The sequence below is a fragment of the Roseivirga sp. AWQ4_251 genome, from assembly GCF_056158225.1.
Genome location: NZ_JBSWSW010000001.1, coordinates 1,198,289 through 1,224,413, shown reverse-complemented (window position 1 = coordinate 1,224,413; position 26,125 = coordinate 1,198,289). Strand labels below are relative to the sequence as shown.

The 26,125-nt window shown below is 40.8% G+C and carries 18 protein-coding genes; 7 read left to right on the top strand and 11 right to left on the bottom strand.

The window, feature by feature from the left end:
* Positions 1-32: 32 nt before the first annotated feature.
* The 9 genes from ACXACJ_RS05485 to ACXACJ_RS05445 form a co-directional block, all read right to left on the bottom strand.
* Positions 33-2,006, bottom strand: coding sequence for a sialate O-acetylesterase (locus tag ACXACJ_RS05485; RefSeq protein ID WP_475133269.1), 1,974 nt, complete (start codon positions 2,004-2,006; stop codon positions 33-35).
* Positions 2,007-2,136: 130 nt separating this feature from the next.
* Complete coding sequence (locus tag ACXACJ_RS05480; protein ID WP_475133268.1) at positions 2,137-3,924, bottom strand: class I mannose-6-phosphate isomerase; 1,788 nt, start codon at positions 3,922-3,924, stop codon at positions 2,137-2,139.
* A 10-nt stretch (positions 3,925-3,934) separates the two neighbouring features.
* Complete coding sequence (locus ACXACJ_RS05475) at positions 3,935-4,870, bottom strand: ROK family protein (RefSeq protein ID WP_475133267.1); 936 nt, start codon at positions 4,868-4,870, stop codon at positions 3,935-3,937.
* A gap of 14 nt (positions 4,871-4,884) precedes the next feature.
* On the bottom strand, positions 4,885-6,207 hold the full coding sequence (locus ACXACJ_RS05470; RefSeq protein WP_475133266.1) for a sugar porter family MFS transporter: 1,323 nt from the start codon (positions 6,205-6,207) through the stop codon (positions 4,885-4,887).
* A 66-nt stretch (positions 6,208-6,273) separates the two neighbouring features.
* On the bottom strand, positions 6,274-7,476 hold the full coding sequence (locus ACXACJ_RS05465) for a DUF4185 domain-containing protein (RefSeq protein ID WP_475133265.1): 1,203 nt from the start codon (positions 7,474-7,476) through the stop codon (positions 6,274-6,276).
* A 207-nt stretch (positions 7,477-7,683) separates the two neighbouring features.
* Positions 7,684-8,535, bottom strand: coding sequence for a hypothetical protein (locus tag ACXACJ_RS05460; RefSeq protein ID WP_475133264.1), 852 nt, complete (start codon positions 8,533-8,535; stop codon positions 7,684-7,686).
* A 19-nt stretch (positions 8,536-8,554) separates the two neighbouring features.
* Positions 8,555-10,021 carry a RagB/SusD family nutrient uptake outer membrane protein gene (locus tag ACXACJ_RS05455; protein ID WP_475133263.1) on the bottom strand — a complete coding sequence of 489 codons (1,467 nt, stop codon included), beginning with the start codon at positions 10,019-10,021 and terminating at the stop codon, positions 8,555-8,557.
* Positions 10,022-10,039: 18 nt separating this feature from the next.
* Positions 10,040-13,186: a SusC/RagA family TonB-linked outer membrane protein gene (locus tag ACXACJ_RS05450; RefSeq protein WP_475133262.1), complete on the bottom strand. Its 3,147-nt coding sequence runs from the start codon at positions 13,184-13,186 to the stop codon at positions 10,040-10,042.
* A gap of 276 nt (positions 13,187-13,462) precedes the next feature.
* A complete protein-coding gene (locus tag ACXACJ_RS05445; protein WP_475133261.1) occupies positions 13,463-16,225 on the bottom strand; it encodes a GH92 family glycosyl hydrolase in 2,763 nt (920 codons plus the stop codon).
* A gap of 328 nt (positions 16,226-16,553) precedes the next feature.
* Between ACXACJ_RS05445 and ACXACJ_RS05440 the strand changes: the two genes are divergently transcribed.
* Together ACXACJ_RS05440 and ACXACJ_RS05435 are read left to right on the top strand one after the other, a co-directional pair.
* The gene (locus tag ACXACJ_RS05440) at positions 16,554-18,479 is read left to right on the top strand and encodes an AAA family ATPase (RefSeq protein ID WP_475133260.1); all 1,926 of its coding nucleotides are present in this window, start codon (positions 16,554-16,556) and stop codon (positions 18,477-18,479) included.
* 359 nt (positions 18,480-18,838) lie between these two features.
* Positions 18,839-19,849: a DNA/RNA non-specific endonuclease gene (locus tag ACXACJ_RS05435; RefSeq protein WP_475133259.1), complete on the top strand. Its 1,011-nt coding sequence runs from the start codon at positions 18,839-18,841 to the stop codon at positions 19,847-19,849.
* 113 nt (positions 19,850-19,962) lie between these two features.
* Here the strand turns inward: ACXACJ_RS05435 and ACXACJ_RS05430 are convergent, their stop codons facing one another.
* Positions 19,963-20,559, bottom strand: coding sequence for a tetratricopeptide repeat protein (locus ACXACJ_RS05430; protein ID WP_475133258.1), 597 nt, complete (start codon positions 20,557-20,559; stop codon positions 19,963-19,965).
* Between the two features lie 458 nt (positions 20,560-21,017).
* On the opposite strand from ACXACJ_RS05430, the gene ACXACJ_RS05425 reads away from it, so the two are divergent.
* The gene (locus ACXACJ_RS05425) at positions 21,018-21,491 is read left to right on the top strand and encodes a hypothetical protein (protein WP_475133257.1); all 474 of its coding nucleotides are present in this window, start codon (positions 21,018-21,020) and stop codon (positions 21,489-21,491) included.
* Positions 21,492-21,548: 57 nt separating this feature from the next.
* Here ACXACJ_RS05425 and ACXACJ_RS05420 read toward each other — a convergent pair whose 3' ends face one another.
* Positions 21,549-22,361 carry a 2,3,4,5-tetrahydropyridine-2,6-dicarboxylate N-succinyltransferase gene (locus ACXACJ_RS05420; RefSeq protein WP_475133256.1) on the bottom strand — a complete coding sequence of 271 codons (813 nt, stop codon included), beginning with the start codon at positions 22,359-22,361 and terminating at the stop codon, positions 21,549-21,551.
* A gap of 36 nt (positions 22,362-22,397) precedes the next feature.
* Here ACXACJ_RS05420 and ACXACJ_RS05415 point away from each other — a divergent pair, with 36 nt between their 5' ends.
* The 4 genes from ACXACJ_RS05415 to ACXACJ_RS05400 all read left to right on the top strand — a co-directional run bounded on the left by ACXACJ_RS05415 (position 22,398) and on the right by ACXACJ_RS05400 (position 26,124).
* Positions 22,398-23,519 carry a glycosyltransferase family protein gene (locus ACXACJ_RS05415; protein ID WP_475133255.1) on the top strand — a complete coding sequence of 374 codons (1,122 nt, stop codon included), beginning with the start codon at positions 22,398-22,400 and terminating at the stop codon, positions 23,517-23,519.
* 183 nt (positions 23,520-23,702) lie between these two features.
* Positions 23,703-24,362: a metal-dependent transcriptional regulator gene (locus ACXACJ_RS05410; protein ID WP_475133254.1), complete on the top strand. Its 660-nt coding sequence runs from the start codon at positions 23,703-23,705 to the stop codon at positions 24,360-24,362.
* Complete coding sequence (locus ACXACJ_RS05405; protein WP_475133253.1) at positions 24,359-25,270, top strand: metal ABC transporter solute-binding protein, Zn/Mn family; 912 nt, start codon at positions 24,359-24,361, stop codon at positions 25,268-25,270. The genes ACXACJ_RS05410 and ACXACJ_RS05405 overlap by 4 nt, the downstream gene beginning before the upstream one ends.
* 62 nt (positions 25,271-25,332) lie before the next feature.
* A complete protein-coding gene (locus ACXACJ_RS05400) occupies positions 25,333-26,124 on the top strand; it encodes a metal ABC transporter ATP-binding protein (RefSeq protein ID WP_475133252.1) in 792 nt (263 codons plus the stop codon).
* Position 26,125: the final 1 nt, after the last annotated feature.

Sequence of the window (26,125 nt, the reverse complement as noted above, 5' to 3'; positions counted from 1 at the left end):
AATATTGCGGTTTCAAAACCATGAAAAGCGGCTTAAAACCGGGGACCTTCCACAAACACTTTTCCATAGGTAATTCCGTTCCAGTCGTCTGTGCGAAAAGGCACAGCAGGCAAACCTGCTTCATTGTATAAATCAACTTGACCGGGATTGCTAGACCAAGCGTACCGAACGGCAACAGGCTCAGAAACCTTCTCGCTAAACACGATGACTTGATTACCTTCTATACGGGCTTTTGCCCAGTAGAATTTGTGGTCGGCTCCTGCAATTTGGAAACCTCTGATATAACCATACTTGTCTTTAGAGATTAAACCCGCCCCGACATTATCGTAATCAATCACGGCCTTATCACCTTCAAGAGTCATCCTTTTAAATGAAGGCCCAGAAGCCACAATGTGCTTTCCATACACCATTTTCAATGCATTTAAAGCCAACCTTTTCCCTACATCTTCTTTATTTTTTGGGTGAATATCCCCTGCTTCTCCTATATCTATCGCGGTGGCCATTCCAGTATTTGGCAATTCCAAAGCCATCGCTTGGGCTTCGCGAAGTTCAGCCCAATTGTTGTCTTCAGGCTGAGTAACTTCAGGCATATAATTGGCCAATTGCACAAATATGAAAGGGAATTCGTACCCCCACTGCTTTCTCCAATCTTGAATTAAAGCGGGAAAAAGTTCGCGGTATTCGTAAGCACGATCTACGTTCGATTCTCCCTGGTACCAAATCGCTCCCGTAATTGGGAATTTAGTTAATGGCGCTACGTTGGCATTATATAAAACCGCAGGACTCGAAAACGGTGTGATACTTGGAACATTCGGCATTTCGAATTGGCTCGCATCAATTGCTCTTCCTTTTCTGTACTTCCACTCACCCCACAAAATGTCATTTCCCCAGAAAGCACTTGTGGTAAAACCACCAATTCCGCCTGCATCAAAAACTCGAACCACCAAAACATTGCCTTTTGGCCTTAAATATTTTGACGGCACTTTATAACCTCGGTGGTTATGCTTGCCATAAGTTTCGCCCACTTGATGACCATTAACCCAAGTCATGTCATAATCATCAATCTGAGAAAGATTGATTTGGTATTCTTCACCTTTAAAATCTTCTGGTAAATCGAAAGTGGTTCTAAACCAAACCGCCCCATCAAAATCTTTGAGCTCTGGTTCATTTTCCCAAGTATTTCCCGAAGGTGTAATGGATTTCCAATCTGAAATATCAGTTTCAGGCAAGTACCATTTTTCATCCAATCCCTTTCCGAAGTAATAATATTCAGCGAACCACTTTTCCTTTTTAGCTTCAAACGCTTGGTTCAGTTGAGCCACGCTTTTACCTTCTTTTACAATTGGGCTGAGTAACTTTTCAAACTGCGGAAATTCCATCAAAGCCTCATTGCTCATCCATGTTTCTGCTGCAGTTGCTCCCAGGTTATCGCTGATCAAACCAATGGGAACACCAGTTTCCTTAAAGATGGACTTGCCGAAATGATAGGCTACTGCTGAAAATCGATTTATTTCTTCCGTGCTCAAAGTATGCCATCCATCTGTGGTAATATCTTCGCGTGGCATGTAATCAGTTTCTACCCAAACCTTCATCATGCGCACCTGCCCTGTGTTAATAAAACTGGTATCGGTTTCTTGATAGTTGGTTGAGCTAATGGCAAATTCCATGTTCGACTGACCAGAGCAGATCCAAACATCACCCACCAAAACATTGTCTATAGTAAATGTATTTTCTCCTGAAACTTGAAGAACATATGGCCCTCCTGCTTTCATCGCAGGAAATTCCACTAGCCAAGTGCCCTTTCTAGAAGTTTTTACAAGCTCGCTTTGCCCATTGAATGTTACTTTTACCTTCTCTCCAGATTTTGCCCAACCCCAGATTTTGATGGGCTGATTGCGTTGCAAAACCATGTTGTCTCCAAAAACAGATGGAAGTTTTACCTCTGATTTGGCTTGAAAGCAAAGGAGCAATGCTACAGTTGCTATGAAGTTCTTTAGGTTGATCATATCAAATCCATTTTATATCCACAGATCAACTTTCCACAGGTTTGGAACCTTTGGAAAGTTATATCGGTCTTTTTCGGTTTCTCCTTTTGATCTAAACACTCGGAGTGAGGGCCAAAAAAGAAGCTGTCTGTTATTTATCTCTCAAAACCCAGCCTTCATGCCAGTTTCCGGAACGCACAAAGGCCTTGATCGTGGCACATTCCTTACCTTCTGATTCACCAAAAGGCCGAATTGTATATTCGCCAACATGCGCGGGCACAACAAAAGTCTCGGCATAATGCACCACAAATGGCTCAAAGCTTTGGTTTGGGCTTTCCACAATCGCTTCCCTACCTTCTACCAAATTCAAAACATTTACGCCACCATTCGTATGGTGCGTCACTTTTTGACTGAACCAATGCCTTCTGGTTTCTATAAATTCCAATTCGTGCAAACCTGTTCTTTCTTCGCGCCAGCCGTCACCTTCAGCCAAAAGTTCGGTGCGATTCAGAATATTTTTTTCTGTCCAATCTTCTGTTCTACTCCAATCAATTACCTTTTCGCCATGCGAAATATTGATGGGCCTCGGTTTACCATCCAAACCTAAACGCCCCCAATCCCAAAGCTTAAAAGTGAAAATATAAGGTGTAGCGCTAATTTCGAGCACCATACTGTCTCTTCCTGAACAATGGACGGTACCCGCTGGAATCAAAACGTGATCATGCTTTTTCACAGGCCATTTTTTCACGTGTTTATCGGCATCAAAGTCAGAATCGCCAGTTTGTGCTTGTTCCAAATCCTGAATCATGGCTTCAGGTTTAACACCGTCTTTCAAGCCCAAATAAACAAAGGCATCTTCCTTGGCATCGAGCATGTAATAGCTTTCATCTTGGGTATATTCCATACCAAAATGCTGCTTGATATATTCCGTAGTTGGGTGAACTTGCAGGCTCAAATTACCGCCATCCATGGTATCCAAAAAATCGAAACGAATAGGGAATTCCGCACCAAATTTATCGTAGACAAACTCACCTAATAGCGCTTCGGGTTGGTTAAAAACTAAATCTATGGAAGGAATTTCAACAGTCTCTTCTCCAAAAGCCAGCAACAAACTGTTCTCTTCTGGTACACAATCAAAACCCCAAGCAAAGTTGATTTCGGATCGATCCAAATCAACCACTTCTTTCAACCATTGACCACCCCAAGGGCCTGGATCGAAAAACGGAACCAACCTAAATGGCTGATTTACTGCACTTTTCAAACCTTCTAAAAGTAATTTTCCAGAAATCATTTTAGGCTGTGCCTCCTGATTGGTGTCGATTAGATAATTCAATCGATTCAGTAAAGCCTTTTTATGCTCATCAAGTACGCGCCAGTCCACAAAAAAAGACTGCTTATACAATCTGAAAAAATCTATATCGGAATTCTGTACACCCAAATTATCGATTCGGGATTTTCGCATTCTCAATTGAATTTCCCAGCGAGCCATATCAAGATAAACGAGCAGGTCTGGTTGTTCACAAAATAGAGCAGCCCCTTCTCCATAAATAACCGTTACACCCGTTGATTCCGCAACACTCCTTTTAACTTCAGAAAGCTTAGTCTCATTAAAGAAATCAATGAGTTTAAGTTTGGTCATAAAGCCAAAAATGCGATCATCCGTAACATCAGGATAAACCATTTCGCTTATCTCTTCTTCGGCCTTAAAACTATCGGTACTATTGATAAAGGCATCGAATTTCAAACCTTCCTTTAAAGCAGTTTTTACTTCGTGATGCAACACACCTTGATAGCAATCGATAACAACTACAATCCTTTCCTTATCGATTTTAGTGATTTCTGCATTCAATTGGGCTACAATATTTGCCCAGCCTTTTACGCAGTCGCTGGTATTGTTGCTTACTTGAATCGCAGGATATTTATTGAAATTTGAATTCATTGAGTTTATTCTAAATTTGACTGTTTAGCATATGATAAAGCCCTAGAATACCGGCATATTCCAGCTGTTCCGCACTTTTGATTTCAAGCGGATTATCCTTTATCCAAACATTCTTATTGATTAATTCTTCGATTTTGGGAATGATCAAGTCCTTGCTGTGCATCACCCCTCCTCCGATCACGATACACGCTGGATCATAAGCCAAAATCATATTGATAATGCCCAAAGCCCAGGCATAAATAGAGTGATCCCGTACTTTTAGAGCAAGCTGATCACCGTTATCTGCATGTGTAAAAACGCTGGCAAAATCTACTTCCGAAATATTGCTCAGAGAACTTTCAGAGAATTCAGGGTAGTCTTTCACATGGGCCAACATCCAAGTAGAACCTTCAGATTCCACACAACCGATATGGCCACAGTTGCACTCCTTTCCATGCAAATTGATAGTCATATGACCGCCCAAATTACCTGCAATGTGATTTACACCTCGAACCATTTGCCCGTTGATCATCACAGCAGAACCAACACCGGTACCCAATGTGATCATCACCAAATCCTGAAAATTTTGCCCAGCTCCGTATTGCCATTCGCCAAATAAAGCTGCCCGAACATCATTTTCCAGCACCAAAGGCACTCCCCAACGATCTTGAGCCCACTTTTTCAAATCAAGTGTAGTCGCATCGGGGTATTTCACATATTTGGATAGAATTCGGGCTTTATGGACATCCACTATGCCCGGAAAAGCAATGCCGATCCCTTCCAATTGAAGATTTTCCTCTTTTAATGTTTTATCAACTTCTGAGGAAATCACCTCGAGTTGTTTCTCTAAACTATTCTCTGCAGCTGCGGGTAGAATCTTGCCTTCTATAATTTCACCTTCATGAATGAAACCCATCTTTATGCGGGTTCCACCCATATCCACGCCCACTTTAACCTTCCTTGTCATGCCGTTTTCTTTGCTTATTTCGTCCAACTTTGCTCTATTTCTTCTAGCGTACGCTGCTTGGTTTCAGGCACTTTGAGTTTTACAAAAACGAGAAGAATAATGGAATTGAGTAAGAAAATGCCAAAGGTAAATGCACCGCCAACCGACTCTAAAAGCACTGGTGTAAACTGAGTAATGAAAATCACCCCGACCCAAAGAATGAGTGTACAAAATGACATTGCTACTCCTCGGGTTTTGGTTGGGAAAATTTCTGAAATCAAAACCCAAGGAATTGGCCCCAGAGAAGAGGCAAAACAGGCAATGAAACCCAGAATAAATATGAGTAGCCAAGGCCCTGTAATCCCAAAATGGAAGCAGATAATTACGCCAATCAAACTGACAATCATTCCGCTAACTCCGTAAATGAGCAGAGTTCTTCTTCCCAGTTTATCTATAAGCCATATGGCCACAAACGTGAACAGTGTATTGATAACACCTATAGTTATGGTTTGCAAAAAGGCTGATTCTGAACCAAAACCTATGCTTTTGAAAATTTCTGGAGCGTAGTAAATAATGGCATTGATACCCGTAATCTGAGAGAAAAGCGCCAACACCATTCCTACGATCAAAGCCATTCTCAATCCTTTTCCGAAAATATCCTGAATGGTTCCCGACTCATGTTGTAAGGCCGCTTGTATTTCAGACATCAACTCATTGGCCTTTTGCTTTCCATTTACTTTGGTAAGAATATCATTGGCTTCGGCAGTTCTTCCTTTTTTCACCAACCATCGGGGGCTTTCAGGCACTATAAAAAGCAACACCAAGAAAAGCACTGCTGGAATCATTTCTGAACCGAGCATATAGCGCCAACCCATATCGATGTTCCAAGCTTCGTTACCCGATTCTGCAATTTTGAAATTGACGAAATAGATAATGTTAATTCCCAATACAATAGCCAATTGATAAAGGCTTACCAACCTGCCACGAATATGAGAAGGTGCAATTTCAGAAATATACAGGGGGGAGAGCATTGAGGCCGCTCCCACCCCTACGCCCCCAATAAAGCGAGCGATTACAAATTCTGTAAGGTTGCGGGGAATGGCTGCTCCCAATGCCGAAATGAAAAACAAAACGGCTGTTAGAATCAGTACTTTCTTTCTACCAAATTTATCGCTTAAATAGCCAGCAATTAAGGCACCTAATACACAGCCCCAAATGGCGCTGCTCGCAGCCCAACCAACCATAGCCGGTGTAAGCTGAAATTTCTCTTGAAGGTAACCGACAACTCCGGCAATTACAGCCGTATCGTAACCGAAAAGCAAACCACCAAGAGCGGCCACTACAGAAACCTTCAGCACAAAAGCCTAACTCGTTTTGGCAGCGTTCCTATTTTCTATTTCTGAATTCATGAATAGACTAGGCTTTTATTGTTGATTAAATTTTACTCGAATAAAACGGGGGCGATAGAGCTGTGGCAGTTCCAAAACCTGATTGAAAAAATCAGAACTGTTTACATTATAACTCACCAGAAGCTCGCCTTCGCCAGAAATGGCAGGATGGGCTTTGGCATTGTAAGTAAAGAGCCCTTCGGTAGTTACATCCTTTCGGGTATCCCAAAGCTGTTTTCGCGGGCCAAAAGGCCCAACAGGTGAATCGCCAATTTGCATCATGATATTTGGAAGAATACCGCCCAACTGATATACCAAGGCATATTTACCATTGCCGATTTCAGAAATGCTCATTTCGTTAGAAACACTGTCGGAAAGGGCTACAGCTGATTTTGGATCGGACGACCAATCACTTCCGTTGAAGAATTTCCAAGTGGAAAAATCTTCGACACTAGATGCTGGAACTCGAGCAGAAACCAACTCTTTTGTCCAACCTCTTAATCCATAGATATAAATAAAGCCATCGGGACTTGAAACGCCTGCTTCTTTGGTGTTTTCGAACACGCCAACTCCATATGAAGTACTACCCGAACCCAAATCTTCTGAAAAAGGAATTACGGTTTGCGTCTGATCTACATAAGGAAATTCGCTTCCTTTTGGAATCTTAATTAAGTCCGTTCCTAGCTCCACAAACGGGAAAGCGGACGCATCATGTGTATCGCGAATGCGATGCCCAAACAAGTACATGGCATGATCATCTGCGGCATTCACGAAGCCATCTCCTAACCAATAATAGTCGTGCCCCTCTGGCCCCTGATGTTCCGGAACAAACAAAGTTGCCGGTGTTTCACCATCCATTTTTACTTGAAACGAAACATTGGAATCGGAAACTCCCAAACCATCATAACTCATAACTGAATTATGAACCATGCTAAATCCTTTCTGCAATTCACCTTCTTTAATGGTGCCGAACATGGTGTCGCTAAACAAAAAAGTAGCGCCTTTGGAAAGGTCATGGTCATTGCCGGAATGTGGGATGGCAAAAATTCCATCACCACCAAACCAGCCATTCTCGCGCTTAAAAATTTCTGTCCACTCTGGAACGCGCTCCACTGTGTAGGTCAGTTCCGTCTTAACTTCTTCTGGCTCCTTCTGCCCACAAGAATTAAGAAAAACAGAACCTGCTAAAAGCACGAGTAAGGCAGGTTTGAATCTATTTCTGGTTTGAGTTGAGTTCATATGACAAATCTAAAATTTAAAATTCAATATGTATGAACATTTGAACAAAAAATCCATATGTTTTCAATTACACATTGAGACGCTAACTGATAGAGACGGGGCCAGATGCATCACGAAATGTTTTACATCACCTTTATTGAAAAATTGACTTTCCAGCCCCAGATCTTTCGATTGCACTTTCCCTATCAGCATATACACGCACTTATTTTACTTCGGTCTGGCAGAATATTCGTACAGAAAAGTTTCTTCTGAAGAAAGGCCAAACACACTTAAATCGAGATCGATAGACATTTTGATTACTTCCGTATCAAATTCTTCTACTCTATAAGTTTCAACCACAGGAGTTGGATCGAACAAACCATGAGATTCGATCACGAAGAACTGCTCATCTTCAGTCAAATACCATTTGTCGTAAACCGTAAAGCCATCAAACACACAATCGCCAGCAGCGGTATTAGGTCCGTAATCGATGGTAATTGTGCTATCTGCATTAAAATAGAAGTAGTTGTCCTTTTCACAATCTTTCAAATCAGGAGCGTTACCACCATCAACCCAAACCTTAGAAGTCCAAGCCCATTTTTTACGTGGGATATTGTCTCGTGGAGAAACGGTAACAATCAAAGTCAAATCACTAGAAATCTCTGTTCCATTCTGCCCCACTGCCGTGAAAGTAAGCCCGATCAGCTGATCAACATCTTCTACCAATGAGGTATAAGTATACTGACCCATATTGCCGCTCGCACTCAATTCCAAAGTACCTCCGTTGCCAAATGAATCGTCTATTTCGGCATTTACCGTTTTGGTCACTTTCAAAGAACTTACACTACTCAAACCGCTCAAGTCTAAGCCAATGTTTACTTCCGTTCCTGAAAGCACACGCACTTTATATTGGCCATACCCTGGCGCTTGCACAGAAGTATCGGCCACTGTAAGTGGTAAAGCCATATTTCCTGCATCTGATGCGTAATCGTTGTCGTCACAGGCCAAAACCCCAAAGAGAGCAACCAATGCCACTAAAATCAGACTGCCTATTTTCTTATTTAAATTGTTTTTCTTCATAACCTTAAAGTTTAGCTGATCAATAGCCATCATTCTGTTTTAGGTTGGGATTGAAATCTCGTTCTCTCTGTGGAATCGGAAACAAGTAGTGCTTTGCCTCCACATTTACTGTTGGCTTAGCCGCTTCAACCGCAGATTCCAAACGGCCAGTTCGAACCAAATCGAACCATCTATGACCTTCAGCGGCAAACTCTAATTTTCTTTCATTAAGAATGGCATCGCGCAATTCGCTTTGATTCAAACCATCGAAATCGGCCAAATTTGCTCTTTCTCTCACCTTATTTGCTTCATCCATAGCAGCATCGGTTTGGCCATCTTCATTTAAAGCTTCGGCATGCATTAAGAGCACATCCGCATATCTGATTACAGGGAAATCATTCTTTCCCGTAGTTGCGCCAAACTCTGATGGATCGGTCACATCCCAGTATTTTCTGAAATAGTATCTGCTGAAAGGAATATTATAGTCGGTGCCGTTTACGGTTTCATTGAACCTGTTGAAAACCGTAGCATCCCTTCTTTCATCGGCCATATCGTAGGCATTTACCAAGTTTTCGGTTGGCCCTGACCAGCCCAAAGTATTGTTGGTAACACCAGCGGACTGCAATTCCGGAGGCAATAATCTTACATGCATTTGAGAAGCTTCCCAGAAAATGATGCTTCCATCATTGGTTCCGAAACCCACTGAAAAAATGGCTTCCTTCTGACCTCTATTGGCGATTTTGTAAATATCGCTGAAGTCATCATAAAGGTCGTAAATACCCAAATCTTCAACTTCTTCGCACTTGGCAATGCATTCTGTGTACATACCCAAAGTGAGATATACTTTCGCCAAAATAGCTTTTGCAGCACCAGCCGTTGCTTTACCACGGCCTAAAGTTTGTTCGGTTGGCAAATCTTCAGCGGCTTGTAAGTCGGCCATAATTTGCGTGTAAATTTCGTCTACACTATTGGCAGCAGGATCAACAGGAACTACTTCTTCAACCAGTAAAGGCACCTCACCAAACATTCTTACCAAATTGAAGTAGAGCAAACCTCTCAAAAAACGGGCTTCATTCACTAAATTCTCTCTTCTGGTCGCATTCATATCAATAGAAGGAATTCTAGCAATGGCAACATTCGCTAAAGAAATGGCCTTATAATGCTGCTTCCAGATTTCGTATAACATTCCATTTTGAGGCGTCATAGAAAATGTGGCCAGCTGATCTTGATCTGGGCTACCAGCTTGCAGATTCACCATTTCATCGGAAGCTAAACCCGGAGCTACCCAAACACCACCAAAATAAACACCACCAAAAGTATCGCCCGACTGAGAATTTAAATGGGCATAAATGGAGTTTACGGCAGAAACGGCAGCTTCTTCAGTAGTGTAGAAATTGTCTACCGTGGTTCTATCTTGTGGATCTTCTTCTAAAAAATCCTTACAAGAACTGAGCATGGTTAACAACCCAAAACAGCCTATGATTAAATATGTATTTAAGCTTTTCATAATTTATTTAGTAATGAATTATAACCCTAGATTTAACCCAACCATGTACACTTTCGCAAGCGGATATCTACCTTGATCCACCCCTGGATAAGCGGTTTGCGTACCGTAGCTACTTCCTTCAGGATCGAAACCAGAATAATTGGTGAAGGTCAAAAGGTTGGTGGCGCTCACATAAATTCGCATACTGCGCATGCCCCAACTTTGCATCAGGTTCGAAGGGAGATTGTAACCCAGGGTCACGTTTTTCAACCTTAGGTAAGAAGCATCTTCAATGAATTTTGAAGAAATTGTATTTACATCCGTTGTTCTATTGGCCAAAACTCTCGGATATTCCGTGCTCGGATTGGTTGGTGTCCATCGGTTGTTCCAAGCCTCAGCCGAAACATTGTGAGTACCATCCATGTCCTCCAAGAACATGCGGTTCAAGTTGATCATGTCGTTGCCGAATGAACCTTGAAAGAAGAAACTCAATGTGAAATCTTTATATGAAAGATTGTTGGTAAGACCTAAAGTGAAATCAGGCAATGCGCTACCAATTACAGTTCGGTCATTTTCATTAATCACACCATCCGAATTGATATCCTTATATTTTCTATCACCCGCTTTGGCCTGCCCAGCTCCACTTACTTGGTTGGCAAAAACTGCACTTGAATTGGCTTCATCATCCGACTGAAAAATTCCATCGAAAACGTAGCCATAGAATGTACCGATAGGCTCACCAGTTCTAAGCATTAAACCCGACCCCAATAGCACATCATCGTCAGTGGCCAATTCGGTTACTTCATTGCTGTATTTCGAAAAGTTGAATGAAGTGTTCCACTGCAAAGGACTTGAAGCGCTTGTGTTTGCTGTATGAAGTTCAAAATCGAAACCTCTATTTTTAACATTTCCTACATTAAGCAGTGTGTTTTCAAAACCTGTGGTGCTGGCTATTGGTGTGGAAAGCAACAAATCATAAGTGTATTTCTGATAGTATTCAGCAGAAACTGCGATACGCCCTTCCATGAATTCAGCATCGAAACCTGCGTTGATTGTACGGGTGGTTTCCCACTTCAAATCAGGATTGTTATAAGCCTGAATCTGGCTACTATTATACGAAACCACATTCAACCCATTGTTGAAAACGCCTTGGCCGTATGAAGCCACCAAAGGAAGTGATGCATATGGGCCAATGGCTTGGTTACCAATAACACCAACAGAAGCTTTCAATTTCAACTGTGATAACCAGCTGATTCCCTGCATAAAGGATTCGTCACTGATTCTCCAAGCTGCTGCTGCAGAAGGGAAGAATGAATATTTGTTGTTTTTGGCAAATTTTGAAGAACCATCTACCCTTCCTGTCACGGTGAACAAATACTTGTCTTGAATATTATATTGAGCTCTTCCCAAGTAAGAAATCATATTCCACTGCGTTTGTCCGTTGCTTGGCGCTTGTGGATCTGAAGCAATTCCCAATCGATGGTAACCCAGTTGATCGCTTACTCCAAAAGCTACGTTGGTTACGAATTCATTTTTAAATTCTTGGGCCGTAAAACCAACCACCGCATTTAAGTCATGACCATTTTTGAAATGCTTGTTATAGGTCAGCGTATTTTCGTTCAACCAAGTGAAAGCTTCCAAAGTGGCTATTTGAGCGATTCCGTCTACAGGACGAGCAGCCCTTAGCCACGAAGGCTGAAAATTTCGATCAATCGAAGAAGTCGCATCAATACCAATAGAGGTTTTGAAAACCAAATCATCGGTGAGTTTCAATTGAGCTTCGGCATTTCCAATCACCCTTTTATTTGTACTCAAATTTTGGATGTCGTTCAACTCTGCAACTGGGTTTCCCGCCACGTAGCCAATCACCGTACTGGCCCCACCAATTATGTTCTGGAAAGTATAACCTCCCCTTTCATTTGGATCGTAAACTGGCAGAATTGGGTTCATTGCCAGCGCACCGCCCAAAACTCCAGGGACAAAATTCTGCAAACCTGTATTGGCGGTAGTTCCTTTCACATTGGCATATGAAATGTTTGTATTGATTTGAAGTCTTTCATTCACCTTGGCATTCACCTTAGAACGGACAGTGTAGCGTGTAAAGTCGGTGTTTTCAATAACTCCATCTTGATCGAAAAGACCACCCGATAAAGCATATTGAACCTGCTCTGAACCTCCTGAAAAACTCAATTGATAGTTTTGAATAGGCGCTGTAGTAAAAATCTCCTTTTGCCAATCGGTTCCTTGCCCCAAGTTGGAAGGATTTACATAAGCAGGCTGTTGCCCCGCATTGGTTCTAGCTTCATTCACAAAAGACCCAAATTGGCTAGCATTCAACAAATCCATTTGCTTGGTTACTTGCTGAACCCCATAATAGCTTTCAAAATCAATGGTAGAAACCCCAGCTTTTCCACTTTTAGTGGTGATAAGCACAACTCCATTTGCACCTCTGGAACCATAAATGGCAGTGGCCGAAGCATCTTTTAGAATTTCGATAAACTCAATGTCGTTTGGGTTGATGGCCGAAAGCGGATTGATTTTTGGCCCAGCACTGGCAGTTGCACTGGCATCGGAACTGTTGATCAACATGCCATCAATCACATAAAGTGGTTCGTTAGAAGCCGAAATAGAACTCACCCCGCGAATACGAATAGAAGCTGGCGCTCCTGGCTGCCCTGATGTTTGCGAAACCTGAACACCAGACGCCCTTCCTTGCAAAGTTTGTTCAAAAGAAGTAGCTGGAACTGCTTTGATTTCATCAGACTTTACTGAAGAAATAGAACCTGTAATATCAGACTTTTCAACCTGACCATAACCGATAACCACTACTTCGGAAAGATCTTCGACCAACACTTGGAGCGTTATGTCAATTGTGGTTCTATTGCCTACAACTACTTCTTGCTTTTCGTAGCCCAAGTAGCTAAAAACAAGTACAGAGTTTGGGCCTTGAACTTCAATGCTGTAATTACCATCAGCATCGGCAATCATTCCTTTGCCTGTACCTTTAATGCTGATACTGGCACCGAACAAAGGCCCAACATCACTCCCGGAAACCTTTCCCTTGACCGTATAGCCCGGGGACTGCAATCGTTTGCCCATTAAGGCATGATTTGATAGAGCTTGATTGCTACACAATAAAAAGCTGAGCAACAATACTAAACTCCCTAAGTAATACTTTTTAATCATAAAAAATCCATTTAGATAGAGTCTCACTATTTTTCTTTATGTATGAACATATGGACAAATCAAACTTCACAAAAAAAATGCGCTAATCAAAATGACAACTGACATTTTTCTGTGAACACCTTGATTACCATTGTGAAAGGTGAATTCATCGATGTTTGCACTTTTTGTTTCATCCAATTCTGTTATTATAAATAAGCGTATGTTCAGTAGATCGATATCATCTTTACGTTCCTGATTGAAGAAAGAAATATGAGCTACGGAATTAGAACATCTGCGTTATTTCTGGTTTAACTTGATTTTCCTCAACTCCTCCATTCCTTCTAGCCCCCAAGATTTATTGGGTTCTGAACCTAGCCAAAGCTCCAGCTCTCCCCCATTTTTAAACTCTTCATGGGTAATCCAAAAACGATTAAGCGTTTTGCCATTCAAGCTGGCTTTTTGGATGTATACATTCTCTTTAGAGTTATTGTGAGTTTTAATGTTGAAGGAATTTCCTTGATAATAGGGATTGTCTAGAGAAATGCTGACTTGATCGAAAATTGGGCTTGTGATTTCGTATATCGGTTGGGTATTCACATTTCCATCAATACTGAACAATCCGATTGACATGAGTGCACTTACGCCTCCCATTTGTCCCTGGTCTTCATCGTGACCGCCATAACCTACATCTGGTGTTGTTCCTCCGTAAGTTTTCTCCCTTACTTTTCTTACCCAATATTGCGTGAGCCAAGGCTGGCCCGCATAATTAAAAACATGGGCATTGGAGCAGCCAGGTTGGTTTGCATAGCTCACGTAACCTTCGTTATAGGCAAAAACAAAATCGCTTGGTTCGGCCTTTTGGAAAGCGAAGTTCAGCTTTTCTGCCATCGCATCACCACCTCCCATCATATCCGCCAATTCGAAAAGCCCGTGGGAAATTCCCCAAGTGCCCTGCCATGCGTTTGCTTCAATCCACCCTTCTCCTGAAAGTGCATTATCATGAAGAAAATCCCCTTCACTATTTTTCGGGAAGAGCAAACCAGAAGTCGGTTCAAACAACTTCTTCCAACCATTGGCTCGCTGTGCAAATGTTTTATAATCACGCTTTTTCCCCAACTTCAATGCCATTTGAGCTACAGCCCAATCTTGCGTGGCCGCTTCAATCGTAATTCCAGCATTGCTCTTCCAATAACCATGCTTCTGATAAAATTTGATATCGTCCGCATCGCCCAACATTCCTCCCGGAAGTTGATTTCTTTTTAAAATTTCGAAGGCCTTTTCTGAATCAAACTTGGTCAACAGGCCTTTCATATAGGAGCTTACAATCAACATGGTTGAAGGATTTCCCGTCATGATGTAGGAATAACCGCCTCCACTAGGACCGCGCGGCAACATGTATCCATTTTCAGCATATTGCAACTGCGAAGCCGACATTTCATCCATAACTTCAGGCCAAGCCAATCCCCACAAAACATTTAAGTTCCATTGCGTTAGCCAAAAGGCATCTGAATTGTACATACTGTGAATCGGTTTACCATTGGCATCTTTTGGCAATGTTTTCACCTTAAAAATGGCATCGGTAAATGTACCTTCCCGTTTTCCAGTAGTTCTATCAGGATAATCCCCAGAAAGGTCATCAATCTTATGGCGCCCCAAAAGGCCATGCCATATATCGGTGTAGAACTTTACTCTTTGATCTACTTCACCGCCTTCAACCTTGATTTTGCCCAACCACTTGTTCCAAATATCTTGAGATTCCTTTTTTACGGTTTCAAAATTCCATGATGGAATTTCAGTCATGTTGTTTTTTGCGTTTTCCAAATTGGTATATGAAATCGCAATTTTCATTTGTACCACGTCTCCTGCTTTGTGATTATAGAAAGCAGAAACGCCAACACTATCGCCTTGAACGGTTTCAATATCTTCAAAATGATCTTGGGCTTTCCAGCCATTTAACTGATCAAAAGGCTTATCGAAAGTGGCTACAAAATAGACTTTCACATCTTTAGGGCCGCCCCAAAAGCGATTAACCGTACTGATTGAGCCCTCAAAAGTGTGATCGTTAATTTTCTTTACATCGGCATTCGTCATGTCGCTATTCCCTAAATGGCCGCCCAAATTGGTAAGAAGCTGAGAGGTTCCGTCTTCCGTAAACCTGAACTTGTAAAAGCTCACACGGTCACTGGTTGTGTATTCAACCCAAGTGGCAGGATCGTGCAAATAAACGCGCTGGTATCCAGGCTGAACAATTTCGTCTTGGTGTGTGAAAAAAGATTTCCAACCTGCTTCGCCTTCAGAAGGATTAACTGAGGAACGGGCAGGCATAATTTCCACTCCGGCCATCATCCAATTGTGGATTTGGCCAAAGCCTAAAATATGGTCTTCATTATAATTGTAGCCTCCCCCATTTTGGTTCTTATTTCTTGTGTGAGGCGCAGCTCCAACCATACCAAACGGCCTGTTTCCCGGAATGAAAAATATGTAGCGACCACGGCTAGTTTCAATATAAGGATCTACCATGCTCACGAAATCTGCAGATTCTTCTGGCGCTGCAAAAACTTCAAATTCTGAAAGACCAACGTCTTTTCCTGTTCCGTCAGTAATTTCAAAACGAACCCATTCTACATGTTTAGTTTCGAAACGAACTTCTTTTCCCGTTCCGTTATTGGGGATTTGGCGAACATAAACCGTAGAGCCATCGCTAAAAATCAATCGCCCGCCCGCAGTATGTTCAGTCATATCTGGCCGATCGTAGAGTACAATTCGATTTATAGCATGACTTTTAGACCAGTTTAATTGAATCCACGGATAACGTACATTGCCCCAACTGGTCGTTTCTCCCACACAAGCCCACTCGCCTAGGTTCTGCACACGAATAACACCATCAATTACATGTTCGGCCTTAAATGTTGAATTCAGTTCAGTTGAAGCAGACACTTTGGCCAAAGGCGCAATATTTCCTCCACCAGAAAATGCCTGTAAGGACAACAACATCATTGCTGCTACCCACCAAAATCTAGAATTTCTATCAACCCTCAACTTCTCAAAAAATGTTGTCATCGAACTAAAATTGAATCTCGTAATGCAATCGTTTTCGATGGTAATTTAGATATGTTTGTCCATATGTTCAAACATATGAAAGAAAAATATTTGAAAACACTACTCACCCCCTATATTCACGACTGGTAATCTTTTAGCTTTTCAAACAAAGACTGTAAAGTGAATAGTACGGTTATTAGTAAATTTCACTAAACTTATAAATATTTAAAAGCTGCATATAACACACCATATTTGGTTGCTAATGCTCACTTTTTGTGAATTATTGGGAATATAACGCTCATAGAAGTGGGAAATACATAACGTTATGGCTTATTAAAAACTCGAAAAGATGAAATTAAGAACCGCCAGAGTTACCAAGTTTAGAAATATAATTGATTCCACTGAAGTAAGTATTCAAGATGACGTAACATGCTTTGTAGGGAAAAACGAAAGTGGAAAGACATCCTTCTTGCATGCTTTGTATAGGTTAAATCCAGCCAGAAAGAATGTTCATTTTTCGATTGAAGATCATTACCCAGCATGGCTACAAAAAAAGGACAAATTAAAAGGAATTGACCTTGATACTGTAACGCCAATAATTGTAACATTCGAGCTTGACAATAGTGATATAGATGAAATTGAAAATTTATTCGGTTCTGGGGTGTTAAAAAATAACATGTTTGTCGCCAGCCGGAACTATAAAGGAGATCTTAGTTCTAGCATTGAAGTTGATGAAAAGTCATTTTCAAAGAATTTATTTTCTAACCTGAGTTTCTCTCAAGAAGTGAGAAATAAGGTCACTGGGTTTAAATATCTAAGCGACCTAAGAAAGTTTTTGGAAGAATATGACTTTTCTGACTCCTCTGAAAAGGAAGAGGAGTCAATTGATAAACTTAAGGAGAGGATGGCAAGTATCCCTAGAACAGCTATTAAGCCAGAATGGGCTGTTACTCAGACTCTAGAAAAAAGAATACCAAAGTTTATATATTTTGATAAGTATAGTTCTCTGCCATATTCTGTGCAAATAGAAGATATCTTAAATTCTAATGAAGAAGATTTGGACGATAGCGAATTAACTGCTCGTTCACTATTACGAATGGCTGCTGCTGACAATGAATATTTATTAAACCCCGATTACGAAAGAAGAAAGAGAGAGTTAGAAAATGTTGCAAATGCACTAACGGAAGATGTTTTAAAATACTGGAGCCAAAATCCAGAATTGAGAGTCAATCCAGATATAACACAAAAAACTGAACAGAATCGAAATGGGCAAACTTCAGTAATCGATGAGCTGAAAATAAGAATATGGGACAATAAACATTTATTATCACTTCCGTTCAATGAACACTCAACAGGATTCCAGTGGTTTTTCTCTTTTTTGTCTGCGTTCTCCGAATATGAATTCTCTACAAACCAGATGGCCATTCTTTTGGATGAGCGTGGTCTTGGGCTCCATGGAAAAGCTCAAGACGATTTCCTTCGATTTATAGATGAAAGACTTGCCATCGAAACAAGACAAGTTTTATACTCAACCCATTCACCATTCATGATTCAACCAGATCGGTTGGAAAGAGTAAGGGTAGTTGAAGAGAAAGGCAGAGATGAAGGTTCTAAAATCACTGAAGAAGTCTTTTCGACTGATGGTGATACTTTATTTCCTCTCCAAGGAGCTATTGGTTATGAATTAAGTCAGCACTTATTTATTTCACAAAATAATTTAGTTCTAGAAGGTACATCCGATTATACCTACTTATCAATAATTTCGGACTATTTAAGAGAACTTGGGAAGGGAAATTTAGATGAAAAGTGGACACTGGTCCCAGTGGGTGGTGCAGATTTGATTCCCACTTTTGTTGCGTTGCTAGGAGTCAAACTGGATATAACCGTTATAATAGATGCTCGTAAAGAAGGAAATCAAAAACTCTCAAATCTTAGTAAAAAAGGCTATTTAAACACTCAAAGACTAATAACCTTAAATGAGATAACTGGCAACAATTTATCTGACATAGAAGACCTCTTTGAGCCGACTGATTATTTGAATATGTATAATATTTGTTTTAATAAACTTCATCAAATTCAAGATTTAACCGGTGATGATCAAATAGTAAATAAAATAGCGAGAAAAGAAGGAATCAAAAGGTTTGATCATGGTAAACCAGCAGATTATTTCTTACGAAATAGAGATAAAATTTTACCAACCCTAAGCAAAATAACTCTTGATAACTTTGAGAAATTAATTCTCAGGGTAAATCAGACTTTAAAAAACAAGCCATAACAAACACTAAAATGAATATGCGAACTGAGCACTTTGAAAAGACAATGCGAATTAGAAACTTCGGTGTTTATAGCAACTGGGGCGCATACTTTTTTTAGTTGGACTTTGTGTAGGATTTATTTTTGGGACAGATCAACTGAGCCAATATTTGACAATGCCTGACTCAATATGATGGCACAAAATATTCTTTCGACTAATTAGTCATCCTATTTTCATCATTCACCATGTGGAGCATCTACTCGGGGAGATAGTCAAAACAATAAATTTCTGAAACTTTATAATCGTCACTTTTTTCAACAACCTTTTGATTAGTTTCAGGTTGAAAAGGCGTTTTTAGTTAACATTGCGAAAAAAATTACATGGCCCAAAAAAGGAAACCAACCCCCAAAAAAAAGACTGCTGCAAAACGTAAATCAGGAGGAGGACCAAGCTTAGGTAAAATCAGCCTTGGACTTATCATTTTGATTGGATTGGGGTATGGCTATTTGGCTATAAAGGAAGAAAAACTTATTCCTTCGGTTTTTGAAGAAATAGAAGCTCCCTTTATGGAGTCGGATGAAAACCCTTCTATTTCAACACCAGAGGAAAAAAAACCGACAACTACAAAACCTGAAAAGGGCACCTCTTCTACTCCAAAGAATCAGAATACAACCGTTGATTTAGACAACTTCGACCTGTACTTCACCAAGGCTTTTGATTTTGCCTGGCCGGCCTACGAGGCGAATCAAGCAATTATTGAAAGACCTTATTACACGCTTCGTTATAATGAAGAGCATGAACAGGCCATGTGGGTGGCTTATGTGCTTTATGCCGATAGCTTGAAACAAGAAACGTTTAAGCGCAAAGATGATTTCAGGGAAGACCCAAGAGTAAAAACAGGCTCTGCTGATTTAAGTGACTACAAAGGCAGCGGTTACGATCGCGGACATTTAGCACCTGCAGCTGATTTTTCGTACGATGAATTCGCCCTAAGCCAGTCCTTTTACATGAGCAATATGAGTCCGCAAGATGCTTCGTTCAATAGAGGCGTTTGGAAAAAGCTTGAAGACCAGGTTAGAGATTGGGCAATGGAAAATGATCAGATTTACGTGGTGACTGGCCCAGTGCTCAATAAAAGCTACAAAACCATTGGCAAGAACAAAGTATCGGTACCTGAGTATTACTACAAGATTGTGCTGGACATTCGCAAACCTGAAATCAAAGCCATTGCATTCTTAATGAAAAACGAAAAGAGCTCAGCGCCATTGAGCAGCTTTGTAGTCACTATAGACAGTGTTGAGAAACTGACAGGGTTAGATTTCTTCCCAAGTATGTCGGATGAGTTGGAAAACGCTTTAGAAAGCACTACCATGACAGGAAAATGGTTTTAAGCCCGATCTTGATTACCAAAAAACTCACTTAAGAAGAGAATACTTCTCTTAATACCAAAACAAAAAAGGCTTCGGGTTTCCCCAAAGCCTTTTTTGTTTTCTTCTTTAAAACCTTATTTGCAATGTTTAGCCAAAGCTGCTTTTGCTTCTTTCGAACCTAAAGCGCTTGCTCTTGTAAAATCATTACAAGCAGACTTATTTTGGTTTAATGCTATTTTCAAAGCTCCTCTGTATAAAAAGGCCTCTGAATTCTCTTTATCGAAATTGATGGCTTGGTTGTAGTTATCCATCGCTTTATCGAAATCTCCTAATTGGTGATAGCTTCTTGCTCTGAACATATAAGCGTCAGAACGTCTACCTTCTACCATAATCACTTTATCGAAGTAGTGAATACCTTTTTCGTACTCCTTATTGGTATACCAGTATTTACCCAAACTCATATTCGCATTTAGGTTATCTGGAGCAATATCAATTGCCTTGATGAAATCTTCTTTGGCTTTTTCGGTATCGCCAAGCTCTTCATAAGCTCGTCCACGATTGTAAATGGCACGCACATCTTTAGGATGAGTAGTTAAATACTCGGTGTATGCGTCAATTGATTCTTTGTACTTACCCTGATTGAACAGCTGATCACCTTTCTGGCTCACATCCGATCCACACGCCATTAAGGCCAAACAAAAGAAAGCTATCAGTGCTAATGAATTCTTCATGAATAATTTTGATTCGAATTTTCTTTAAGCCTGCAAAGGTATCTGTTTCGATAATATTCGAAAAGGTTTTAACATCTGTTAAAGTAAATCGGATGCAAAAACATGTGGCAGGCTTTCGGTTGTAAGGATGTTTGCGCCAGAGAATAAAAGAAGAGGGACTTAAAAAGCCCCTCCCTAGGTAGCGTGAAAGACCTCTACCTCTTTCACGCTTTCTCAAAACATCATTAACTCAAAACAACAACTGCATTATTACAAGCCTTACACCAAAATACCAATAAACTGATTATCAATTATTTAACAATAATCAAACATCCAAATCCTTCTCTATTTGAGAAATTCATTCCCAAAACAAAACTTAAGCGAACGTTAATAAACTCGTCAAAAAATTAATGGTTCAGTCAAACTTGCCCTCCAACCTTTGTTCTTCAATAAGTGCCTAAACGGAAAACTCTCTTCGTATGAAATTGAAACCCATCAGAAACGGATTTTACTTGAGCTTGCTTTACTTATGCATTGCCAGTTGCGAACCAAGCGAAATGGTAGACAAAGACCTCTTTAATATTGAATTCACAGAAATCGGTCAGGGTAACCTTTATGGGAATAAGCAGGAAAGGATTTCGAAATCCAACCTTGTAATCCGCAAGCAGGAAGACTGGGAAAGCCTTTTGGAAAAAATGAATTCAGTCAATCAGGTGAGTGACGAATTTACGGAAACTGATATCGATTTTGAGCAATATCAAATCATTGCCGTTTTTGATACCATATATGGAACTGGTGGCAATTCCATAGATATAACAAACATTTCATCTTTTGGTGGCTACGATTATGTGAAGGTAGAAAACCTTTTAACTGGCAATTTGGCCACTGTAATCACTCAACCTTTTCACATTATAAAAATGCCTAAAGACAAGCGTTACGTTTTCTTTCAGTAAAAGAAAAAGCTGCCCAAATGGACAGCTTTCTATTAAAAATCTTCGAAAGAAAATCGCTTAAACGGCTACATTGTTTTCTCTCAACGCATCGTTTAAAGAAGTTTTCTTATCAGTACTTTCTTTTCTCTTTCCGATAATCAAAGCTGCAGGCACTTGATATTCTCCGGCTGGGAATTTCTTAGTGTAGCTTCCTGGAATCACTACCGATCTTTCAGGAACATAGCCTTTGTATTCCACAGGTTCGTCACCAGTAACATCGATAATTTTTGAGCTTCCGGTCAAAGTTACATTGGCGCCAAGCACAGCTTCTTTTCCAATTCTTACTCCTTCTACCACAATACATCTTGAACCGATGAAAGCGCCATCTTCCACAATTACAGGAGCAGCTTGTACAGGCTCTAATACTCCTCCGATTCCTACGCCTCCACTCAAGTGAACATTCTTACCGATTTGCGCACAGCTACCTACCGTTGCCCAAGTATCCACCATAGTTCCTTCGTCAACATAGGCTCCAATGTTCACGTAAGAAGGCATCAAAACCACACCACTGCTCACGTAAGATCCGTACCTTGCAATGGCATGAGGAACTACTCGCACACCCTTGCTAGCATAGCCTGTTTTCAGTCTGATTTTATCATGGAATTCGAAAGGTCCTACCTCAATAGTTTGCATCTTTTGAAGTGGGAAATACAAGATCACAGCCTTCTTAATCCACTCGTTTACTTTCCAGCCGTCACCATCTGGTTCAGCCACTCTTCTTTCCCCTCTGTCTAAATCTTCAATGATAGTTTTGATGGCCAAAACAGTTTGCTTGTCTTGCAATAAACTCCTGTCTTCCCAGGCTGATTCTACGATCTCCCTTAAATCCATAAACGCTTTAGAAATTTTCGATAAATTAGAATGTTAATGAAAAAGACCAAGGTAGTCATCGCTTCAGTGCTTAAGCCCATAGACGACACTCGCATGTTCGAGAAGCTTGGTCTTTCAATGGCGAAAACAAATAAATATGAGGTTAATATCATAGGCTTTACCTCAAAAAATGCCATCAATCATGATTCCATTCGGCTCCTCGGCCACGGACCTTTCCAAAGAACGTCTTGGCAAAGGCTAATTTGCAAATGGAAAGTTTTCAGAAACTATATTAAAGTAAAACCTGAACTTATCATATGTAATACTCATGAATTACTGACAGTTACCTCTTTATACAGAATTTTCTTTGGCGCAAAAATCATCTATGATATTCGAGAAAACTACCAAAAGAATATTCAAGAGACGAATGTGTTCAGCAATACGCTAAAACCCATTTTAGCACATTATGTACGATGGAAAGAAAGGCTCAACAAACCGTTTTTCCATGGTTTTATTCTTGCGGAAAGAGTATACCAAAGCCAATTACGCTTCATTCCCTCCTCAAAATCGATAATTATCGAGAACAAATTCATCCCATTACCTAATCATTCTTCTGGGGAAAGAACACTCGCCAACACTAACATCACATTGCTTTATTCTGGCACCATTTCAGGATCAAACGGTGTTTTTGAAGCCATTGAAATCACTAAAGCTTTACATAACATAGATTCAGACATCAGACTGAAAATCATTGGGTATTGTGCCTTGAAAAAAGATTTAAAAGCTTTACAAGAAGCCATCCAAGACAAAGATTACATTGAGCTCATTGGAGGAGATTTTCTGGTGCCCCACAGTCAGATTGTAGAAGAAATTAATCAGGCCAATTTCGGCTTAGTTCTTAAAAAACCAAACAATGGTGTAAATGACGATAAAGTACTTACGCGCCTATTTGAGTATACCGCATGCAAACTACCCATCATTACTTTAGACAATCCCACCTGGGTTAAATTCTGCCAAGAATTCAATGCTGCCATCCCAATCGATCCTACTAATTATAGCCCTGAAGAATTACTTCACAAGATGAAAAACACTCAATTCTACACATCAGGGAACACGGATAGTAGCTTATGGAAATTAGAAGAAAATCGCTTCCTCAACTTCATACAATCCATCCTCTAATCATTTTTAGATTTATCTAAAAAATATTTACAAACATTTCAACACACTAATTTTCAAAAGATTACACTAAAAACACATACATTTAGAAACTACTTATATTTTTTTTAGACAATTCTAAATACTATATTCGTTACCAGATTTAACTGTTTAGCCTTAGTAAGGCCAAGCATTAAAAAAGTAACCATGTTAAGCTTTGTAGAAGAGAATTACCTTAAGGCCATTTACCACCTTTCCGATAGCGGAAAAAGGTCCGTCAACACCAATTCATTAGCCGATGAAATGAAGACAGCCCCAGCCTCGGTCAGCGATATGATCAAGCGACTGTCGCAAAAAAAGATGGTGGAATACCGGAAATATCGAGGCGTAAATATTTCGGAAGAAGGGAAATCCCGTGCCTTACATGTGATCAGAAAACACCGACTTTGGGAGGTATTCTTGGTTGAGAAACTGAACTTTCATTGGGACCAAGTTCATGAAGTTGCAGAGCAATTGGAACACATAAAATCCCCCCTACTGATTAAGCGACTCGATGAGTTTTTGGGCTTCCCAAAATACGATCCTCATGGCGATCCTATCCCCGATGAAAATGGTCAGTTGATTGAAAAAAGAAAAGACCCAATTGCAGATTTAGCCATTGGCATTAGCGGTGTTGTGGTGGGTGTCAACGACTCTAGCTCAGCCTTCCTCAAGTACCTCGACAAGGTTGGAATTTCCATTGGAACGAAAGTGCGGATTGAAGATCGGATGGAGTTTGACGGTTCTGTCGACATCAAAATTGACGGCTCTAAATCCATCACCATTTCCTTGACCGTAGCAGAAAACATTCTGATTTCCGAAGCATGATCCATCGACTTCTCCCCTTACTTGCCCTTCTCTTTCTATTCTCTTGCAAGCCCAAAGAAAGGCTTAACAAAGAAAAAGTGAATGTTGTAGCCTCCACTGGAATGATAGCCGATGTGGTTAGGAATGTAGGACGCGATTCCGTGACCGTCACAGCGCTAATGGGCCCCGGAGTAGATCCACACTTATACAAGGCCACTCAAGGCGATTTAAGCCGCCTTAAAAGCGCTGATGTAGTTTTCTACAATGGTTTACACCTAGAAGGAAAAATGGGCGAAGTATTCAAAAAATTGGCTCGCATCAGAACTGTGGTTCCTGTTTCTGAAGAATTGGACGAAAGTCAAATCTTAAACAATTCGGCATTTGTGGGCGCACACGACCCTCATATTTGGTTCGATGTAAGCATTTGGGCGGCAACCATCAATGAAGTGAAGAAAACACTCGTGGAAAAAGACCCCAACAGCAAAGCCTATTATGAAAAGAATGCCGAAGAGTTTCATGCCAAGCTTTTAGAGCTTCATCAATGGGTTAAAGCGCAAATCCAGACCATTCCTGAGTCACAAAGAATTATGATTACTGCGCATGATGCCTTTAACTATTTCGGCAGAGCTTATGGAATTGAAGTAAGAGGGCTTCAAGGGATTTCGACACTTTCAGAATTTGGCTTAAAAGACCGTGTTGATTTGGTCAATTTTATTGTAGAAAAAAAAATCAAGGCGGTGTTTGTGGAAACTTCGGTTTCGGAGAAAAACATCAAAGCCATAATTGAAGGTTGTAGACAAAAGGGACACGAAGTATCCATTGGCGGCAATTTGTTTTCTGATGCCATGGGCGCTGAAGGCACTCCTGAAGGAACGTACATTGGCATGGTAAAGGCCAACGTGAACACCATAGTGCACGCCTTGAAGTAACAAAAATTGAACGTTTGAAAATGGCTTGACCATTCGATACGAGAAGAAATAATTGAAAAGAAATGAAAATAGATGCAAATGATCCCGCGGTTGAATTCCATGACCTAACGGTTTCTTATCATAAGAAGCCCGTTTTATGGAATATCGACATGACCTTGCCAAAAGGTGCTTTGATAGGCATTATTGGCCCTAATGGCGCAGGAAAATCTACTTTGATAAAAGCAGCCATGGGTTTGCTGCCTCTCGGTTCTGGTTATGTAGAAATGTTTGGCCAACCGCTAGACAAAGTTAGAGACAAGGTGAGTTATGTGCCGCAAAGAGAAACGGTTGATTGGGACTTCCCTACTTCGGTTCTGGACGTAGTGTTGATGGGCAGATACGCCAAACTTGGCTTGCTCACTCGCCCACGAAAAGCAGATAAAGAAATGGCTTTGAACTGCCTAAGAAAAGTGGGAATGGATGCTTACGTAGACCGTCAAATCTCGCAGCTTTCCGGAGGTCAGCAGCAACGTGTTTTTCTTGCAAGAGCATTAGCGCAAGAAGCAGAGCTTTACTTTATGGACGAACCCTTTGCTGGAGTGGATGCCGCCACCGAGTTGGCCATATTGGGCATTATGCAGGAAATGACGGCTCAAGGAAAAACCGTGGTCGTGGTGCACCATGACTTACAGTCGGCAGCCGAGTTTTTCGATTGGATCGTATTTCTGAACATGAGATTGGTGGCTTCTGGCCCTATCGATAAAATCTTCACCAATGAAATGCTACAAGAAACCTATGGAGGCAAGCTAACCGTTTTGGCCGAAGTTGGTGAACTGGTTCGCAAACGACAGATCCCGAGCAGAGAAAAGTACTGAT

Coding starts and splice junctions, on each gene's coding strand:
- ACXACJ_RS05485 (WP_475133269.1), bottom strand. CDS start 2,006: ATGATCAACCTAAAGAACTTCATAGCAACTGTAGCATTGCTCCTTTGC.
- ACXACJ_RS05480 (WP_475133268.1), bottom strand. CDS start 3,924: ATGAATTCAAATTTCAATAAATATCCTGCGATTCAAGTAAGCAACAAT.
- ACXACJ_RS05475 (WP_475133267.1), bottom strand. CDS start 4,870: ATGACAAGGAAGGTTAAAGTGGGCGTGGATATGGGTGGAACCCGCATA.
- ACXACJ_RS05465 (WP_475133265.1), bottom strand. CDS start 7,476: ATGAACTCAACTCAAACCAGAAATAGATTCAAACCTGCCTTACTCGTG.
- ACXACJ_RS05460 (WP_475133264.1), bottom strand. CDS start 8,535: ATGAAGAAAAACAATTTAAATAAGAAAATAGGCAGTCTGATTTTAGTG.
- ACXACJ_RS05455 (WP_475133263.1), bottom strand. CDS start 10,021: ATGAAAAGCTTAAATACATATTTAATCATAGGCTGTTTTGGGTTGTTA.
- ACXACJ_RS05450 (WP_475133262.1), bottom strand. CDS start 13,186: ATGATTAAAAAGTATTACTTAGGGAGTTTAGTATTGTTGCTCAGCTTT.
- ACXACJ_RS05445 (WP_475133261.1), bottom strand. CDS start 16,225: ATGACAACATTTTTTGAGAAGTTGAGGGTTGATAGAAATTCTAGATTT.
- ACXACJ_RS05440 (WP_475133260.1), top strand. CDS start 16,554: ATGAAATTAAGAACCGCCAGAGTTACCAAGTTTAGAAATATAATTGAT.
- ACXACJ_RS05435 (WP_475133259.1), top strand. CDS start 18,839: ATGGCCCAAAAAAGGAAACCAACCCCCAAAAAAAAGACTGCTGCAAAA.
- ACXACJ_RS05430 (WP_475133258.1), bottom strand. CDS start 20,559: ATGAAGAATTCATTAGCACTGATAGCTTTCTTTTGTTTGGCCTTAATG.
- ACXACJ_RS05425 (WP_475133257.1), top strand. CDS start 21,018: ATGAAATTGAAACCCATCAGAAACGGATTTTACTTGAGCTTGCTTTAC.
- ACXACJ_RS05420 (WP_475133256.1), bottom strand. CDS start 22,361: ATGGATTTAAGGGAGATCGTAGAATCAGCCTGGGAAGACAGGAGTTTA.
- ACXACJ_RS05415 (WP_475133255.1), top strand. CDS start 22,398: ATGAAAAAGACCAAGGTAGTCATCGCTTCAGTGCTTAAGCCCATAGAC.
- ACXACJ_RS05410 (WP_475133254.1), top strand. CDS start 23,703: ATGTTAAGCTTTGTAGAAGAGAATTACCTTAAGGCCATTTACCACCTT.
- ACXACJ_RS05405 (WP_475133253.1), top strand. CDS start 24,359: ATGATCCATCGACTTCTCCCCTTACTTGCCCTTCTCTTTCTATTCTCT.
- ACXACJ_RS05400 (WP_475133252.1), top strand. CDS start 25,333: ATGAAAATAGATGCAAATGATCCCGCGGTTGAATTCCATGACCTAACG.